Origin of the sequence: Pokkaliibacter plantistimulans, from assembly GCF_003194385.1 — a bacterium.
GTDB lineage: Bacteria > Pseudomonadota > Gammaproteobacteria > Pseudomonadales > Balneatricaceae > Pokkaliibacter > Pokkaliibacter plantistimulans.
In genome coordinates, this window is record NZ_LAPT01000012.1 from 1 (window position 1) to 14121 (window position 14121).

At 55.2% G+C, this 14121-nt stretch carries 19 protein-coding genes; 17 read left to right on the forward strand and 2 right to left on the reverse strand.

Going from position 1 to position 14121, the window contains the following annotated elements; all coding sequences use genetic code 11:
- The first annotated feature begins 103 nt into the window (after positions 1-103).
- From WH50_RS03315 to WH50_RS03355, 9 genes are all read left to right on the forward strand, one after another.
- Positions 104-538, forward strand: coding sequence for a hypothetical protein (locus tag WH50_RS03315; RefSeq protein ID WP_110186019.1), 435 nt, complete (start codon positions 104-106; stop codon positions 536-538).
- A gap of 34 nt (positions 539-572) precedes the next feature.
- Positions 573-920 carry a hypothetical protein gene (locus WH50_RS03320; protein ID WP_110186020.1) on the forward strand — a complete coding sequence of 116 codons (348 nt, stop codon included), beginning with the start codon at positions 573-575 and terminating at the stop codon, positions 918-920.
- 54 nt (positions 921-974) lie between these two features.
- Positions 975-1631: a ProQ/FinO family protein gene (locus tag WH50_RS03325; RefSeq protein ID WP_165838289.1), complete on the forward strand. Its 657-nt coding sequence runs from the start codon at positions 975-977 to the stop codon at positions 1629-1631.
- A gap of 66 nt (positions 1632-1697) precedes the next feature.
- Positions 1698-2162, forward strand: a complete 465-nt coding sequence (locus tag WH50_RS03330) for a hypothetical protein (RefSeq protein ID WP_133251226.1) — start codon at positions 1698-1700, stop codon at positions 2160-2162.
- Between the two features lie 103 nt (positions 2163-2265).
- Entirely contained in the window at positions 2266-2727 is a 462-nt protein-coding gene (locus tag WH50_RS03335) for a TIGR03757 family integrating conjugative element protein (protein WP_110186023.1), read from the forward strand.
- Positions 2724-3734 (forward strand): TIGR03756 family integrating conjugative element protein, encoded by a 1011-nt coding sequence (locus WH50_RS03340; RefSeq protein WP_207780160.1) that lies wholly within the window; start codon positions 2724-2726, stop codon positions 3732-3734. Before WH50_RS03335 ends, WH50_RS03340 begins: the two co-directional genes overlap by 4 nt.
- 40 nt (positions 3735-3774) lie before the next feature.
- Complete coding sequence (locus WH50_RS03345) at positions 3775-5154, forward strand: integrating conjugative element protein (protein WP_165838290.1); 1380 nt, start codon at positions 3775-3777, stop codon at positions 5152-5154.
- The gene (locus WH50_RS03350; protein WP_110186025.1) at positions 5154-5540 is read left to right on the forward strand and encodes a hypothetical protein; all 387 of its coding nucleotides are present in this window, start codon (positions 5154-5156) and stop codon (positions 5538-5540) included. Before WH50_RS03345 ends, WH50_RS03350 begins: the two co-directional genes overlap by 1 nt.
- Entirely contained in the window at positions 5537-7093 is a 1557-nt protein-coding gene (locus tag WH50_RS03355; protein ID WP_110186026.1) for a conjugal transfer protein TraG N-terminal domain-containing protein, read from the forward strand. The genes WH50_RS03350 and WH50_RS03355 overlap by 4 nt, the downstream gene beginning before the upstream one ends.
- Positions 7094-7131: 38 nt before the next feature.
- Here WH50_RS03355 and WH50_RS03360 read toward each other — a convergent pair whose 3' ends face one another.
- On the reverse strand, positions 7132-7452 hold the full coding sequence (locus tag WH50_RS03360; protein WP_110186027.1) for a hypothetical protein: 321 nt from the start codon (positions 7450-7452) through the stop codon (positions 7132-7134).
- Between WH50_RS03360 and WH50_RS03365 the strand changes: the two genes are divergently transcribed.
- Positions 7451-8017 (forward strand): MuF-C-terminal domain-containing protein, encoded by a 567-nt coding sequence (locus WH50_RS03365; RefSeq protein ID WP_110186028.1) that lies wholly within the window; start codon positions 7451-7453, stop codon positions 8015-8017. The two genes, WH50_RS03360 and WH50_RS03365, sit on opposite strands and share 2 nt — an antisense overlap.
- A gap of 499 nt (positions 8018-8516) precedes the next feature.
- Here the strand turns inward: WH50_RS03365 and WH50_RS03370 are convergent, their stop codons facing one another.
- On the reverse strand, positions 8517-9134 hold the full coding sequence (locus tag WH50_RS03370) for a recombinase family protein (protein ID WP_110186029.1): 618 nt from the start codon (positions 9132-9134) through the stop codon (positions 8517-8519).
- Positions 9135-9648: 514 nt separating this feature from the next.
- On the opposite strand from WH50_RS03370, the gene WH50_RS03375 reads away from it, so the two are divergent.
- The 7 genes from WH50_RS03375 to WH50_RS03405 all read left to right on the forward strand — a co-directional run bounded on the left by WH50_RS03375 (position 9649) and on the right by WH50_RS03405 (position 13931).
- Positions 9649-10263, forward strand: coding sequence for a replication protein (locus tag WH50_RS03375; RefSeq protein WP_110186030.1), 615 nt, complete (start codon positions 9649-9651; stop codon positions 10261-10263).
- Between the two features lie 446 nt (positions 10264-10709).
- Positions 10710-10988, forward strand: a complete 279-nt coding sequence (locus WH50_RS03380; protein ID WP_110186031.1) for a hypothetical protein — start codon at positions 10710-10712, stop codon at positions 10986-10988.
- A 194-nt stretch (positions 10989-11182) separates the two neighbouring features.
- The gene (locus tag WH50_RS03385; protein ID WP_110186032.1) at positions 11183-11524 is read left to right on the forward strand and encodes a hypothetical protein; all 342 of its coding nucleotides are present in this window, start codon (positions 11183-11185) and stop codon (positions 11522-11524) included.
- A 95-nt stretch (positions 11525-11619) separates the two neighbouring features.
- Complete coding sequence (locus WH50_RS26030) at positions 11620-12021, forward strand: LPD29 domain-containing protein (protein ID WP_133251228.1); 402 nt, start codon at positions 11620-11622, stop codon at positions 12019-12021.
- Positions 12022-12122: 101 nt separating this feature from the next.
- Positions 12123-12551 carry an antirestriction protein gene (locus WH50_RS03395; protein WP_110186034.1) on the forward strand — a complete coding sequence of 143 codons (429 nt, stop codon included), beginning with the start codon at positions 12123-12125 and terminating at the stop codon, positions 12549-12551.
- An 87-nt stretch (positions 12552-12638) separates the two neighbouring features.
- Positions 12639-13574, forward strand: coding sequence for an N-6 DNA methylase (locus tag WH50_RS03400; RefSeq protein ID WP_207780161.1), 936 nt, complete (start codon positions 12639-12641; stop codon positions 13572-13574).
- 12 nt (positions 13575-13586) lie between these two features.
- Entirely contained in the window at positions 13587-13931 is a 345-nt protein-coding gene (locus WH50_RS03405) for a hypothetical protein (RefSeq protein ID WP_110186035.1), read from the forward strand.
- Positions 13932-14121: the final 190 nt, after the last annotated feature.

The following is a 14121-nucleotide window of genomic DNA, read 5'->3' on the forward strand; positions in this document are numbered from 1 at the left end:
AATCACACAGAATCAATCATAAAATGCGGTTTTATCCGATAGCGTCAGAATAGTAAATCAATCACAGAATACGGATACCCGAAAAATCGAGAAGGAGTTCACTATGCCATCTGCTACCGCCCAACCCCTGTCCGTGTCTTTCGACACCGACGACCTGACGACCGATGCCGTAGCGCCCAATCCCACCGATGTTATCACGGACCTGTACCGTGAGTGTGAGGGGGCGCTGTCGGTACTGCGAGACCGTGCACTGATGCTCCAGTCTATCTACGACGGTGAAATGCTGTTGAGTGATGAGGTCGTGCAGCAAGCGCGGGAGGCCTGCATGGTCATCCGGCAGATGGAAGCCAAAGCCCGACGCAAGGCCGTGGCCATCGCCCGTCAGGTGCAGGAAGGGGCCTGTGACGATCACAAACACTGGATGGCATACCAGATGGCTGTGTTGAAGGAAGCCAACCAGCTGGCCACCGAGACACACAAGCAGATGAAAGAGATTCTGTACTGGGCCGAGCCGGTACCCATTGATCCCCAGCCGTGATCCTGGATCACCCGTCACAAGGATGTCACCCTCGATGCAATCTGATATGAAACGCGCCAGTCTGTTGGTGGCGGTACCGATGCTCTTACTGGCCTGGATCAGCGCCGACAGTTATGTCGACTACCGCCGGGGTCAGGAGGTGGCCGAGTTCTACGGCGAAGGCCATTACAGCCTGCTGATCGCACCGATTCCGGTAGGTAATATGATGGGCGTGAAGGTCGTACCGGATCTGGAGGGGCGCTGTGAACCCCATCCGCTGGTGGATATGATCCCCTTCAAGCAGGAAGGGGATTCAGTGACCGTGCTCTGTGGACAGTGGCCACACTCACACCAGCTGCATCTGGGGTACGTCCCGAAGGCATTGATCCAGCGTGGTCTGTAGAGGGGACTGCCTTTTGCGGTAAGCTGTCCTCTGGACGAACCCTGGATGGACCTCATGATGACTACCCCGCCTTCCCGCCCGAAGTTGAGTCTGAAGCGTAAAGTGGCTGCAGACACGGTGGAGGCTCCCTCCACACCGAGTACCAATGAACAGCCCCCTGTCAGTAAGCCTGTAGCCAGTCCACCCGCAGCGGCGCCGGTGCCCCCTCCTCCTGCCAGTCAGCCCAAAAAACCGAAAACCTATGCCCAGGCCAGCCTGGAGATCGTGCGTGCGCATTTCCCCACCTGCCTGCCGGAGCCAGCTCAGCCGTTAGCTATCGGGGTGGGTGAGCAGATCCGGGACATTGTGGTGGCTGAGGCAATGGGGGTGTCACTGAAACGTGTGCGGGCCGCGCTCAAGGCCTACACCAGCCGCCGGCACTATCTGATCGCAGTCTGGAAAGGAACCCGTCGTATCGGGCTGGACGGTCAGCCATTAGAAGGCACTGCCGGCGACGTCTCCGAGGAAGCACGACAGCTGGCTGCTGCCAGGCTGGTGATCCATTTCAGCTACGATGTGACCACGAGCAGTACCATAGAATCTGATCAGCTGCCCGGGCGCGTGGCCGCCGCAGAGGCCGTACTGAAACGGATTAAGACCGGTGAGGACAGCGGGGAGTCGGATGGCGGTGAGCAGGCCATGGCGCCTGTTGCGGTCACGGAAACCGAATAACGCTTTTGCACACTTAATAGCCGTTATCGGCGGCGGAGTGTGCACACCATGATACGGATGATCAGAATGAAAGCAGGACGCATGATCAGGCAGGCCTACTGGGCAGGTCTGCGCGGTATTGGCTGGATGGGGCTGGGTATCGTGCTGGCCACGACCCTGGGGCTCAATGTTCAGGTCGGCGGCTATCTGCTGTTGTTTGGCCTGCTTAACCTGGTCGCGATTCTGGCTGGCATCGTGCTGAAAGACCGCTGGCAGGACTATCAGGCAGCGCGCCATGCTCCCCGTTCGGTGTATCCCTCCTCTGATGCCGGCTATGGGCATCCTCAGCAACTCCATATCAATATGGCCAGCAGCGATGGCCTGCGTGTATGGCAGGTCTACCCTTCCGTACCACTGATGAAACCCCACCTGAACACCTTACGTGATGCCGGATGCCTGCTAACGGACAGTGAGGGACGCATGGTAGACCACTGTATTGAACTGCAGAATACGGCCAGTCAGCGCCGGCAGCAGTTTCGTGTGGTGAGCTGAGCCCTAACCCTCTGGCTCCGAGCAAGAGTTAACTGCGGATTTTTCCCCCTTTCTTCTTGAAGCTGTCGGCTGAGTTTCAGTCACCGTCTTTAAGGGGTCAGGTATGTTTCCCATCCATCTTCGCAAAACGGCAGCATGGGCCGGTGGTGTGCTGGCCATCGTCAGTGCAGCGGTCTGGGCCGCTGCGCCCTCTCCGTCTGCTACGCCCTCCATTGAGGTCTTCACTGTCCATGCACAGCCCGTCACGGTGCCGCCGGCACTGATGGCGCAAACGCGCGTGGCCTACCTGGATGAGCCAGCGCGGCTGGAGCAGTCGTTTTCCGCGAACCTGCCGCAGTCCCCTGAGCAGGCCGCAGTAGTGGTGCAACAACGTCTGGCCGGGCCAGCTGGCCAACAATTCCAGCAACAGCTGCAGGCGGCGTATGCCGGCGTGGTGCGCGCCCATGAACTGAAGGTGCTGAAAGTGCCTGCCGTCGTGGTCGGTGGGCGGTATGTTGTTTATGGCCAGACCGATGTCGCGTTGGCCGTTGCCCAGATCCAGCAGCGGTCAGGAGGTGGGCAATGACGGTGCCCGATGCCTTGCCCGTGGTGGCCTCTTCTGCCTCTGCCCCCCGCGACCTCCCGGTACCGCTGTCGTGGAAAAAACGACTGCGCGGCTGGGCCATGTCGTTCTGTCTGGTGACCACACCTACCTTTGCCATTACCACCGCGACCATCACCCAGTCGGCCATGGCGCCTGACTGCGTTGAGTATAAAGTCGTGGGTGTCTGCTACTGGCTGTTCTGCACCTGGTGGGGCTGCACGGTGCGGACCTCGGTTAAAGTCCGGCACTACGTGCCGGATCTGGTGGTCTCGGCGTACAACAATCCAGGGGACAACCCCTGGTCTGAGATGTCGTTTGTTGGCGCCCCGCTCCCGGGAGCGGAAGGCGGTGGCGATACTCATGGCCGTCATGCAAATGAACACAGCAAGGTGCGTTTCAAATCAGCGGATGCCATCGGGCATCCCGGTGGCTATATCGCTTCTAATCTGGCCTCGCAGTCAGGCTATGCCTGCGCCACGTCCGCGACCCCTGTCTATCCCTACTTTGTCTCTACCCTGGATACCCTGGCCTGGCGCTGGGGTGTGCCCGAGTCTGCCTACCCTGAAGCACTGATCCCAGGACGACGTGAAGTCGGCCAGACGGGGGATATGTGGGGTAGCGTATACCCCCGTGCCGGGGCGCTGATCCAGACCCACGACTACAAAGCGGCCGCTGTCGTGGCACAGCGCGTGGGCGACCTGGTCACCCGCTCCGGGCAGATGCACGTCTATACCCCGCTGACAGCCTCCAGTCGCGATGGCTACTGGCCACCCGGCCCTATCACCGAAGGTGATAAGAAAACCCACAAGTGGCAGCAGCTGTCGCCCAAGCTGGAGTACACCTGCGCGATCTTCCCCAACGGCGGTGCCTCGGAGACCTACTCCGACCGCCTGAGTGAGAACGGTGGCTATGTCTGGTCACTGTGGCGCCCCTATAGCTGCTGTCAGCGGCGAGGGCAGACCTTCCTGGGTTACACGGATTTCATGTGAGGGAGCAGCAATGAACGTAAGGATAAAGAGGGCTGGTGCAGTGACGACAGTAAAAACCGTGACCCTGGCCGTTGGCCTGGCTGGTGCAGTGATAGGCAGTGGTTTGGCTGTAGCAGACACCGACTACGGGTTTGATGTGCATGACAAAGTGCTCAATGACTCGGTGTATTACGCCATTGGTGGCGGCAATGTCATTGCGGGTCCAGCCAGCCGGAAAACGCCCAACTCCATTGGCTTGGGGGTGGGCTGGAATGCCAACCTGATGTGCGGCAACTTCGACCTCGGCGCTACCGTTCAGAACCAGTTAAATGGCGTGACGAATGGCTTCAAGTCGCTGATGAGTGATGTCGTGAATGCGGCCACCGGAGCGGTGGCGTCATTGCCGGCCATGATCATTCAGCGTACCAACCCGCAGCTGTACGACCTTCTGCAGAACGGGGTGCTGCAGGGCAAATTATCGTTCGATTCGGCAAAACTCACCTGTGAAAACATGGCCTCGGATATGACCGATATGGTCATGGGTTCACGTCTGGCCCAACAGGCCAAAGCCGATGCCTACCAGCAAGCGGCTGCATCTACGACCGATGCCGTACAAGCTAAAGAACAGGCTGAGAGCACAGGGGGCGATAACGGCATTCAGTGGGTAGGCGGTGCTCGTAAAGGCGGCAAGGGTCAGGATCCGATTGAAGTCATCCACGATACCGCCGTGGCCGGTGCCAACGTGCTGACTAACCGCACCGTGACCAATACGGGCACCTTCTCCCAAGCGACCGGGAGTGAGTCCTGTGCCGGCGGCTCGATGTGTCAGGTCTGGAGCTCCCCTGCCGAACTGGCCAACGACATGGTGAAGGTGTTGGGTGAGAAAACCCTGACCACCTGCACCACCTGTGAGCAAGTGGCCGGCAAAGCCGGTACCGGGCTCATCCCGATGGTGGCCGAGGCCCAGGACTCCATTGCCACCACCCTGGCAGGCCTCGCCAGTGGCTCGCTCAAAGTCACCAATGACAACCTGGCCAAAGTGTCCGGGGGCGAACTGCTGCATGTCTCCCGCTCGATTATCGACAGCCTGCGGGATGACCCTGAGCGCGCCCTGCTGGTACAGAGGTTGTCGGGGGAGCTGGCCCTGTCCCGCGTGCTGGATAAGGCCATCCTGATGCGCCGTGCGCTCGTCGCCGGTGCCAGCATTCCCGAAGTGCAGAACTCCGATGAGTTGCAGACCGCTGTAGACAGCGGCCTGACTCAGCTGGACCGGGAAATCGACTCCCTCAAACAGGAGATGGAAATACGAAAAATGCTGGCCGAGAACACCGCGCTCACCTCACTGACCCGTACTGCTGACCGCCGTACCAGCAACGAAGGGACCAATGCGCGCCCCTTACCCAATACCGCCCCCGGGCTGTATCCGAAGGATGAGGAATAATGGAAATGAAACTCTGGCATCACCCCCGCGTCGTGCACGTGGCTCAGCGTAGCCTGACGCTGACCCGAAAAGCCCTGATCGTGGTGGCCATCCTGGTAGGGTGCATGGCCGCCATGCTGGTCCTGGCCCGTTTCAGCATGAACCACACCGCACAACTGGAGCACTTTAGCCAGTGGTGGAGTCGGCTCAGCCCCTGGTTATATCTGTGGCGTATACCGCTCTACGGCATTAGCTACTGGATGTGGCGTACCAGTCATTACTACATGGTAGAACGTCATGGCGCGGCCAAGGTGCGCCGCTTTGGCTGGCGTGCCATCACCATCATTGCGATTGTGGAAGTCACTCGCGTTATTCAGATCACGGGAATCACAGGAGGTGCCGCATGATCATGGCCGTAGACTCGCACCTGGAATACTCCATGGTGCTGCTGGGCTGGTATATCAGCGAGAAGATATGGACCGTGCTATCTGACACAGGGGTGTTTGCCATTCCGCTGATGTTTATGGTCTACAGCAACTTTGCGGAAATGCGTCGCCAGGGCGCTGACGAAGGAAATAAAGGTGAGCTGGGGCTGAACAACCTGGAGATCGATCTGTATCAGGCGCTGTTCCTGATCCTGATCGCGCTGCAACCCTTTATCAACGTCAACCTCAAGGTCGTCTATCCCCCCAATGCGGACAACCTGCATTCGGCACAATGTTCCATGAGTGATCAGGGCAAGCCTGCAGGCGGTGAAAATGCCTGGACGACGGGCTTTGCCAGCGTCAATGGCATGACGCCACAGCTGCCGTTCTGGTGGTGGAGCTGGCATGTCGTGGCCAAGATGATTACCTATCCGGCCATTGCAGCCATTCCCTGTGAGGTCAACCTTCGGCAGGTGAAGTACGAACTGAATCAGGAGTACATATCCGGGGGGCTGGCTGCTGAACTGGGTGACTTTGCACGGGACTGCTTTGCCGTGTCCAAGTCGCGCCTGACCAACCTGAAACGAGCAGATTATTACCAGTTCACCGAGGCGCAGCTGCGTGACGTGGACTGGATCGGCTCCAACTACTTCCTGACAACGCCCGGTTACTACGACACCCACCATGCCAGTCTGCCTAACCCCAACTTCCCCTATGACGCTGCGCGGGATGTGGCCCTGCCCAATACCGGAGCAGGCGGCTACCCCACCTGCAAACAGTGGTGGAATGACGGCACAGTCGGTCTGGCTGCACGCGCCAAAGCCGAGTTGACAGACGATCTGCTCAAACAGCTCTATGCGATTGGTGTCTCCGATGAGGATTTGCTGCGTACCCTGATGTCCTCCACCACCATGGAGCGGCCAGGACGTGCTTTCAGAAGTTATGGTTACTCCGAGTCAGAGGGGGGAAGCATCGTAGGTGCCCCAGCCTCTGCCCTGAAGACCGCCACGGCTGCCGTGGGTATGGGCGTGGCCACCGCCACGGTGATGCCCGCTATGTACCTGGTGCAGACCTCACTGCCCATGGTACAGAGCATGCTGATCATGGCCCTGATTATCTCGATGCCGATCATTATGGTCATGGGCAGCTACAGCTTCGCGACGCTGATGTCGATCACCCTGGCCTACTGCGCCCTGGTGTTTATGACCTTCTGGTGGGAGCTGGCCCGGTTCGTGGACAACAAACTGGTAGAGATCCTGTACAGCAGCCCCAGTGACGGCTCCCTGTTGGGCTACCTGGCTGATGACTTTGATAACTGGGTCAGTGACTTTGTGACGGTGACCATGTTCCTGGTATGGCCTGCGTTCTTCCTGGCTGCTATGGGGTGGGCTGGGTATAAGGTGACGATGATTGGAAGTGGAATGGAGTCTGGAACCAAGACTCCAGGAGAAGCAGGTGCAACTGGCGGTAAAACTGCTATTGGAGGGGGAAAACAGTTTGCTGCGATGATAAAAGAAGGAAGCGACAAGTCTTAACGAAGTAACAGGGATGGTGCTCGATAGTACCATCCCATCTAGTCGTGCAACTTTTGGCCTCCAGTATAGTAACCATGGCCTTCCGGGCCATTTTGATAGCCTGATTCAGACCAGCCATAGTAAGTGCTTTCACTATTATCACAATCAGCAATTGCATCTGGCGAAACAGGCAACCCTTCCTGAATACTCTTACCTACGCCTTTGGCGAAGCTCTTAAACATACCGGCAATAGCACCGAGCAGGATCACGCCTACCTTGCCCAGCAACAGCATGACTTGTTTGGACAGCAGTATCTGGAAACGTCGATCCTTTAGACGTTGCAGAAAACCGGCCTTGGTGGCTGATGTATGGGCGGGCATGGGACTCTCCTTGTACGCCTGTTGTGGGTGTAAGTTGAATACAAAATGTACGGGATGTAAAGTTTCGGCCTTTGCCGATTCCTTTCTTGGGTTGCCGGGGGCTGTATTGAACAACTTTGCAACATTAGTTGATGCTCTGATCACGTCAGAGATGCACGAAGCTCCGCAGCATGAGAAGTTATTGCTTGTATGTGATACCCCTGAATACCTGCGCACTCACGCAAGCTTTCCGGCCTTACCTGTGGCAGTCAAAAGCAGCATTATAAGCAAGATATGCTTTGATCATGGTATCCCCACACGTATGATCCAGCAGCTTCCAACCATTATACAAAACGCTCCAATGGCCCTATTCAAACCTGCCAAGCAGACATTGACTGATAGCGTTGTCGTTGTGACTTTTGAGATAAAAAACGGTGCTCCTGTCATCATCCCTATCAGGAAAAACCAGCAGGTTGGTCGTAATCAGTATTACAACTTAGTCACGTCAATGTATGGCAAAGAGGGTCCTGATCCAGTCCAGAAATGGGAAGCGGATGGTCTTCTGATTTGGAAGAGCCAACCATAGGAACACAGGGCAGCCCTATCTTTAAGTGCTTTGACCAAATTTGACCACAAAACAAAACAACGCTATATTGTTTGCGTGAAGGTCACTCACACCACGCAATTAGAGCGGAAATGTCATACCTTCCAAGTTTTGAAAAAGCCCACATAATAGTGGGCTTTTTCATTATTAGGCTACAGAGTGTGCTTGAGCCTCCCCACTCTTTAAATCCAGATGAGGCCCGCGTAGCACCCCCCATGGTCAGCCTGTAAAGGGCAAATAGTGGGAAGGTTAGGCAGCGGCTAACCCTTCAACATTTGATGTTGTCGTAGTTTACGTTGTACGGCGAGACCAGTCCGAGCCGGGGCGTATGTCCAGACAGGGGCGAAAAGGCATTCAGTTGTCGCAGTCTTTGTTTACCGAGGCTGTATGTTCTTACAATGCGGTACCGCTCCACCTCGTTACGAAAAAGCCAAGCGTTTAGCTTGGCTTTTTCATTTCTGGATGCTGCGCACCATGGTGCTCAAGCTCCGACTGATAGACCTTGTCCCATGTTGCGATACTCCAACTGCTTTGCTCTGATCCGCATGATCGACTGCCGGGTGGTCCCAAAATCCCGTGCCACCTGAGCGACAGACACCCCAGCCGCTAAGCGATCAATGACTTTGACCCGATCCTCTTCACTCAATGCCGGCGGGCGCCCTAGCCTCTTTCCTTCTGCACGCGCTCTGGCCAGACCGGCCTGAGTACGTTCAATCAGCAGATCCCGCTCAAACTCCGCGACCGCATTCATCACCATCATCGTCATCCGGCCTGCTGGGCTGGTCAGATCCGCCCCTCCCAATGCCAGGCAATGAACGTGGATGCCATCCTCAGCCAGCCGTTCTATGGTGGCCCGGACATCCATGGCATTGCGACCCAACCTATCCAGTTTGGTCACGATCAATATGTCTCCGGGCTCCATGCGATCCAGCAGCCTGACAAACTGCGGACGCTCCAGCGCCGCCACACTGCCACTGATGTGCTCTTTCATGATCCGCTTGGGATGAACGTTGTAGCCTGCCGCAATAACTTCCTGAACCTGGTTGTCAGTATTCTGATCAGCAGTGCTAACACGGGCATAGACGAAAATTCGGGACATGGGGTGCCTATGTGTACGGAATCACTGTCCGTATATTAAAGCATGTACAAAATAGGGAAAGGCTAATTTTAGGACAGGGTGTTTGAGGGGCGTCCGAAAACGATCGTTTACGTACATACTGAGGAGTTCCGCACAAAAAATATGCTATACCATTGACCAATATTTCTTACATTGTTTTCTTTCATTGACCGATTTAAGCCTTAAAACCACATCTCATTTACCAAAATAGAAATCACAATTACTGTTTTAAAAATTGAAAAATATTTTTAAAATCAATGTCTTACATTAAATTTTTAACTAATTACAAATATCGTTCTATCTAGATAGAGATGTAGAATTAAGTCATCCTTAAGCCATGTTGCCAGATACGAGGCTTGCTCATGGATACGCTCATTACTCTATTAGACCGGCTCACTAATGCCGACCCTGCTGTATTGGTTACTGTTGTTAGCGTTGTGGCTCTACTAGTCATAGCTGAATGCGTAAAGGCTCTCGGAAACAAGGAGGACAAATAATGGCCGGCTGGAGCGCAGTACCAACCTGGTGGGTTCGTGCCCATGGAGCAAGCGTCTTTGCAGGGGGTAAGCAGACGGGAACCTCTATCGCAGCACTAAAGGTCCTTATGGCCATATCTCTAATGGCAAACTTCCACACCCGAAAGGCCCGTAACAGCCTTTCCGACTTGGAGATACTGACTGGGTTATCAAGGCCAATGGTTCTTGCAGGCATCAAGGACCTTGAGCAAAAGGAGATCGTGCTGGTTGACCGTAATAACCACGTAAGCGAGTACGAGATGACCATAGAGGAGGATGACCATAACTGGGGAAAGCTCCCGCATGACCTCCTGCGTAAGCACCTTCCCGAGATAACAAACCGGGGAGCCATCACGCTTGCGGCACTGAAGATCTACTTCCTACTGGTCGCTATTCGCCCAAACCAAAGCCTATCGGTATCGATCAGTCACGAGAACATTCGATTCGAGACCGGGATACAAACCAAGCACGTTCGGCCAGCACTAGACGTTCTCATCAACCACTCACTGATACGGCTTTCAGTCAGTGAGGGAGCCGAGCCTGGGGAGCTGAAAGGCCGGCACAACGTCTACACATTGCTTGGGTTGAGACTATAGACGCTGCACCGAAGGCGTCAGGTAATGCCAAATTCTGCTCTACTCTGACGTTATTTCGCGCTTCGCCTGACGCCTAGTTGAGCTATACCCCATTCAGACACCGCCCACGCCAAGCAAAGGATAGCAGCCATCGGTGATGGCTTAACGTACGACTTTTTACGTTTTCTCTATCCACCCCATCCTGAGCCACCAACATCCCCTTGACGCCCATCCCTCCCCTCCCTGATCATTACTCCTGCGTATCAGTCTGTTGACTGAACCCCAGCCACTGCCGATCAGGTGGCACTGATCGCTGATCAGCTCGGCAAAAAATGCGCGATGTGCCTCAGCTCCTGGCGAAGACACGCACTCAGTTACTGAGACTGGCACCGACTTCACTACATTTTTCACACCCCTGCGGGAGACATCCCCATGGGTGGTCTCCCGCTTTCAACTGGAGACCTTTTATGCACCTGGATATTGCACTGTATACGGCTCTTGTATCGATCAACGTCCCAGAGGCTAACGCCCGGGCGGTTGTTGATGCATTGGGAGAAGCGATGAGCGACCAACTGGCCACCAAAGCTGATCTGGCACTGCTTGAGCAAAAACTTGAGCGGCGCATTGATCAGCTGGATAGCAAAGTCGATAAGCTGAGCCTGCAACTGACATTCCGCCTCGGCAGTCTGTTAGTCGTCGGTATTGGAATTATCCTGGCAGCCATGCGTTACGTGCCGATGCAGTAACTTCTCACCCCAAAGCGGATAACCCCGCTGGGTGGTCACCTGTCTGACGATGATGACATCTCATATCAGGAGGCCTTGCTGTTCTTCATTTCGGTGACGGTAGCACTCGCTACAGATCGCCCTTTTCACTCTTCTACCCAAGCGGGACACATTCCCGCTGGGGCGATGTGTCTCCCGCTGTCTGGAGACCCATCATGTACTCAACCTGCATCACCCTGGCTGGCCAGCAGTTTGCGAGGAAGTATTTCCCTGCAGAAGCGGTGAGGCCTTTTCGTGTACTCATATCTTCATACGCTATCGATCATGTCAGCCATTGCCATGATCAGAGCAGTCAGGCGCTCGCCGCTGTGCCACGGTTACTTCACAGTCTGTTCATGGCCATGAAGTCTAACCCCTCAGCCAGGCAGCTGACCTTTACTGTCTTCGATCGACAACAGCCCCCAGTCCAACTGGTGGCCACCTGTCATGACCTGGCTCAACCCAGTGTCATGATCAACGTGGCCAATGAGAATCTGTCATCAATGCTCGACATATAACCCGCCTGAACTATCAGGCCATTTCACCTCACCCACTCGGGGATACTGTCCCCAGTGGGTGGTATCTCCGTGCAGCCCTTTCTCGGAGATCAACCATGAACGCAACGGACATCCTGGCCGCTAACAAGCGATTCAGTGACGAAGTTAAACGACTCAGCCAGGCGACTGAATACCGGCACCTGCAACGAACAGGCGCAGGTGATGTCTACAGCACCAAGCTCGCGTCACGGAATATCCGTGCCTCACTGAAACACCGTTTTCCTGGCCATACGTTCTCTGTTCGGATGAATGGTTTCACCGAGATCATTGTGCGATGGGAAGGAGGTCCTACTCGGGATGAAGTGCATGAAACTATCGGTGCCTTTAGGGCGGGTAGCTATGACACTCACCAGGATATGTATATCGAACACCGCACGCCCTGGCATCAGGTCTTCGGCTCGGTGAAACATATACACCTGTCACACTCACGCCCAGCTCGTACTGAGCCCGGCGCGTAACTCACGTTTGTAGCCTGACACCAGGCACGTTTCTCAACCAGCCCGCATGGGGATACCTCCCCAGCGGGCGGTATCTCCGTGCTCATTTTATGGAGATCACCATGTCTACACTGACCTCAGATAACCGCATCACCCGTAGACCCATTCCGTCTGAGAAGGCTGTAAAAATGCTCTCTCGGCATCTTGGTGTCCACCCGGTGTATGTTGTTCTGTTTGAGAACCACACATACCAAATGCTCGATAAGTACGCTGAATCTTACAACGGTGGGCAGTGGCAATTTTTCACGCTGTCGAACGGCGGGATCTACATGGCCCCGATCGGAGAGGGTCAACTGACGCTTGAAGTACCCAGCAACGGTTTTTCTGGAAGCATGAGCGTTGATGCCGCCGGCATCGTCGCCTCGCTGTTTGCACTCAACTTTTTGAGCTGGAAAACAGAGGTCGACGCGATTACCGATTGCTATCACAAGCTGCATCACTTTGCCGGTGAGCATGCCGAGTTTCCCCAGATCTACCGCGCTATCGACTGATCCCTTGTTTGGTTCCACTGGAACCACGCCCTCCTCACTCAGGCCCTTCGGGGCCTTTTTCTTTTTCCTCACCACAGAGACTCAATCATGACCTCATCCGAAAAAATGACGGCGACAGCCCAGTCAGCCAGCACCCGTGAGTTCATCTCCCTCTTTAACCAAACCGCGCGCTACCATCACCGCTATAAGGTCTTTGCGGACTTTGTCACCGTGTCAGGTATCGCACTACACAATGCCGCTGCCTTTGATCAGGAGCTAGAGCAGCAATACCTCGACATCGTAAAGCAGTATGAGAAAGACGATGTGATGCGCTTCACCCAACTGTTCGCTGTACTCACTATTGAACTGGAGAATCCACGTGATGTGCTGGGAGAGCTTTACATGAGCCTGGACATCTCATCAGGTCACCTGGGGCAGTTTTTCACCCCATTTACGATATCGAGAATGCTTGCCCGGCTTAACATCGGTAATAACGATGTGCTCGCCGATAATCCGTATGGCTTTGTCACTGTCAGTGATCCTGCCTGCGGTGCAGGGGGCATGATCATCGCTGTAGCAGAAGAGCTGCGGAATGGAGGGCATGCACCCCAGCAACAGATGTGGGCACAGTGCATAGACATTGATCCGGTCGCTGCATGGATGTGCTACATCCAGCTGAGCCTCCTGCATATTCCAGCAGAGGTTATCATCGGCAACACGTTGTCGATGAAGTTCAGCCGGCGTATGTACACCCTCGCCCACTACCTCGGAAATTGGAGCACCAAACTCCGGCGTAGAACTCAGGCAGAGGCCATGCGGAAACTGCTACAGCCCGGGACAGATCAGGATCAGACGGTGGATCACATCATCACTGAACCAGCCACATCGCCAGTCGGTGAGCTCAATACAGCCGATCAGGTCAGCACGGAAACGGAAGCAGTACGCTATACAGACCGTATCGCACCCCTGACCCAGCTCTCTCTGATCGAAAGCCCACGGGCGACCTACACCGTCACTACCAAACCAACACCTGTCGCAGCATAAGGACATGCACTCATGAACACTGACGCAGAGCACTCTCTGAGCCAATTGATTGAGCAACTGGCTACCCAGGCAGTACAAAACATGGGAGACATCTTCTATGACCCTCATCCTGCCTACGGCGAAGCCAAGGATCCGGCGGGCGCTGCAAAGGCATCTATCCTGGATGCATTGCAGAAACTAGCCACCCACCTCAACCCGGATAAACCCGGTTGGGTCGTGGTACGGTTCTCTCCCGATGAGATCCAGGGCATTGATGCAGACCGCCTGCAGCAGCGGCTGATAGCTGATGGCTACGAGCACATACAGGATCTGCAAGACCATAAGCACGTGTGGAGCACGGATACACTGACAGACTAAACCTGCCCGTTTCACTTCACCCTAATGCAGTAAGGCCCCAGTGGGCCTTACTCATTTAAGACAAACACAAACCAGCAGGATTAATCAAAGCTACATCAGCCTGCTTCATCACTCTAGCCCGTTCTGAGGTTTAACCCTTGTTCCCAAAAGGAAAAATGGCGAAAAAGGACTGGAAGGGAAAACAAGGGAA

What these genes read in the sequence shown, in the direction of transcription:
- WH50_RS03320 (WP_110186020.1), top strand. Translation starts at nt 573, where the DNA reads ATGCAATCTGATATGAAACGCGCCAGTCTGTTGGTGGCGGTACCGATG.
- WH50_RS03335 (WP_110186023.1), top strand. Translation starts at nt 2,266, where the DNA reads ATGTTTCCCATCCATCTTCGCAAAACGGCAGCATGGGCCGGTGGTGTG.
- WH50_RS03325 (WP_165838289.1), top strand. Translation starts at nt 975, where the DNA reads ATGATGACTACCCCGCCTTCCCGCCCGAAGTTGAGTCTGAAGCGTAAA.
- WH50_RS03380 (WP_110186031.1), top strand. Translation starts at nt 10,710, where the DNA reads ATGCACCTGGATATTGCACTGTATACGGCTCTTGTATCGATCAACGTC.
- WH50_RS03330 (WP_133251226.1), top strand. Translation starts at nt 1,698, where the DNA reads ATGAAAGCAGGACGCATGATCAGGCAGGCCTACTGGGCAGGTCTGCGC.
- WH50_RS03405 (WP_110186035.1), top strand. Translation starts at nt 13,587, where the DNA reads ATGAACACTGACGCAGAGCACTCTCTGAGCCAATTGATTGAGCAACTG.
- WH50_RS03370 (WP_110186029.1), bottom strand. Translation starts at nt 9,134, where the DNA reads ATGTCCCGAATTTTCGTCTATGCCCGTGTTAGCACTGCTGATCAGAAT.
- WH50_RS03315 (WP_110186019.1), top strand. Translation starts at nt 104, where the DNA reads ATGCCATCTGCTACCGCCCAACCCCTGTCCGTGTCTTTCGACACCGAC.
- WH50_RS26030 (WP_133251228.1), top strand. Translation starts at nt 11,620, where the DNA reads ATGAACGCAACGGACATCCTGGCCGCTAACAAGCGATTCAGTGACGAA.
- WH50_RS03400 (WP_207780161.1), top strand. Translation starts at nt 12,639, where the DNA reads ATGACCTCATCCGAAAAAATGACGGCGACAGCCCAGTCAGCCAGCACC.
- WH50_RS03340 (WP_207780160.1), top strand. Translation starts at nt 2,724, where the DNA reads ATGACGGTGCCCGATGCCTTGCCCGTGGTGGCCTCTTCTGCCTCTGCC.
- WH50_RS03355 (WP_110186026.1), top strand. Translation starts at nt 5,537, where the DNA reads ATGATCATGGCCGTAGACTCGCACCTGGAATACTCCATGGTGCTGCTG.
- WH50_RS03395 (WP_110186034.1), top strand. Translation starts at nt 12,123, where the DNA reads ATGTCTACACTGACCTCAGATAACCGCATCACCCGTAGACCCATTCCG.
- WH50_RS03365 (WP_110186028.1), top strand. Translation starts at nt 7,451, where the DNA reads ATGGGACTCTCCTTGTACGCCTGTTGTGGGTGTAAGTTGAATACAAAA.
- WH50_RS03375 (WP_110186030.1), top strand. Translation starts at nt 9,649, where the DNA reads ATGGCCGGCTGGAGCGCAGTACCAACCTGGTGGGTTCGTGCCCATGGA.
- WH50_RS03350 (WP_110186025.1), top strand. Translation starts at nt 5,154, where the DNA reads ATGGAAATGAAACTCTGGCATCACCCCCGCGTCGTGCACGTGGCTCAG.
- WH50_RS03385 (WP_110186032.1), top strand. Translation starts at nt 11,183, where the DNA reads ATGTACTCAACCTGCATCACCCTGGCTGGCCAGCAGTTTGCGAGGAAG.
- WH50_RS03360 (WP_110186027.1), bottom strand. Translation starts at nt 7,452, where the DNA reads ATGCCCGCCCATACATCAGCCACCAAGGCCGGTTTTCTGCAACGTCTA.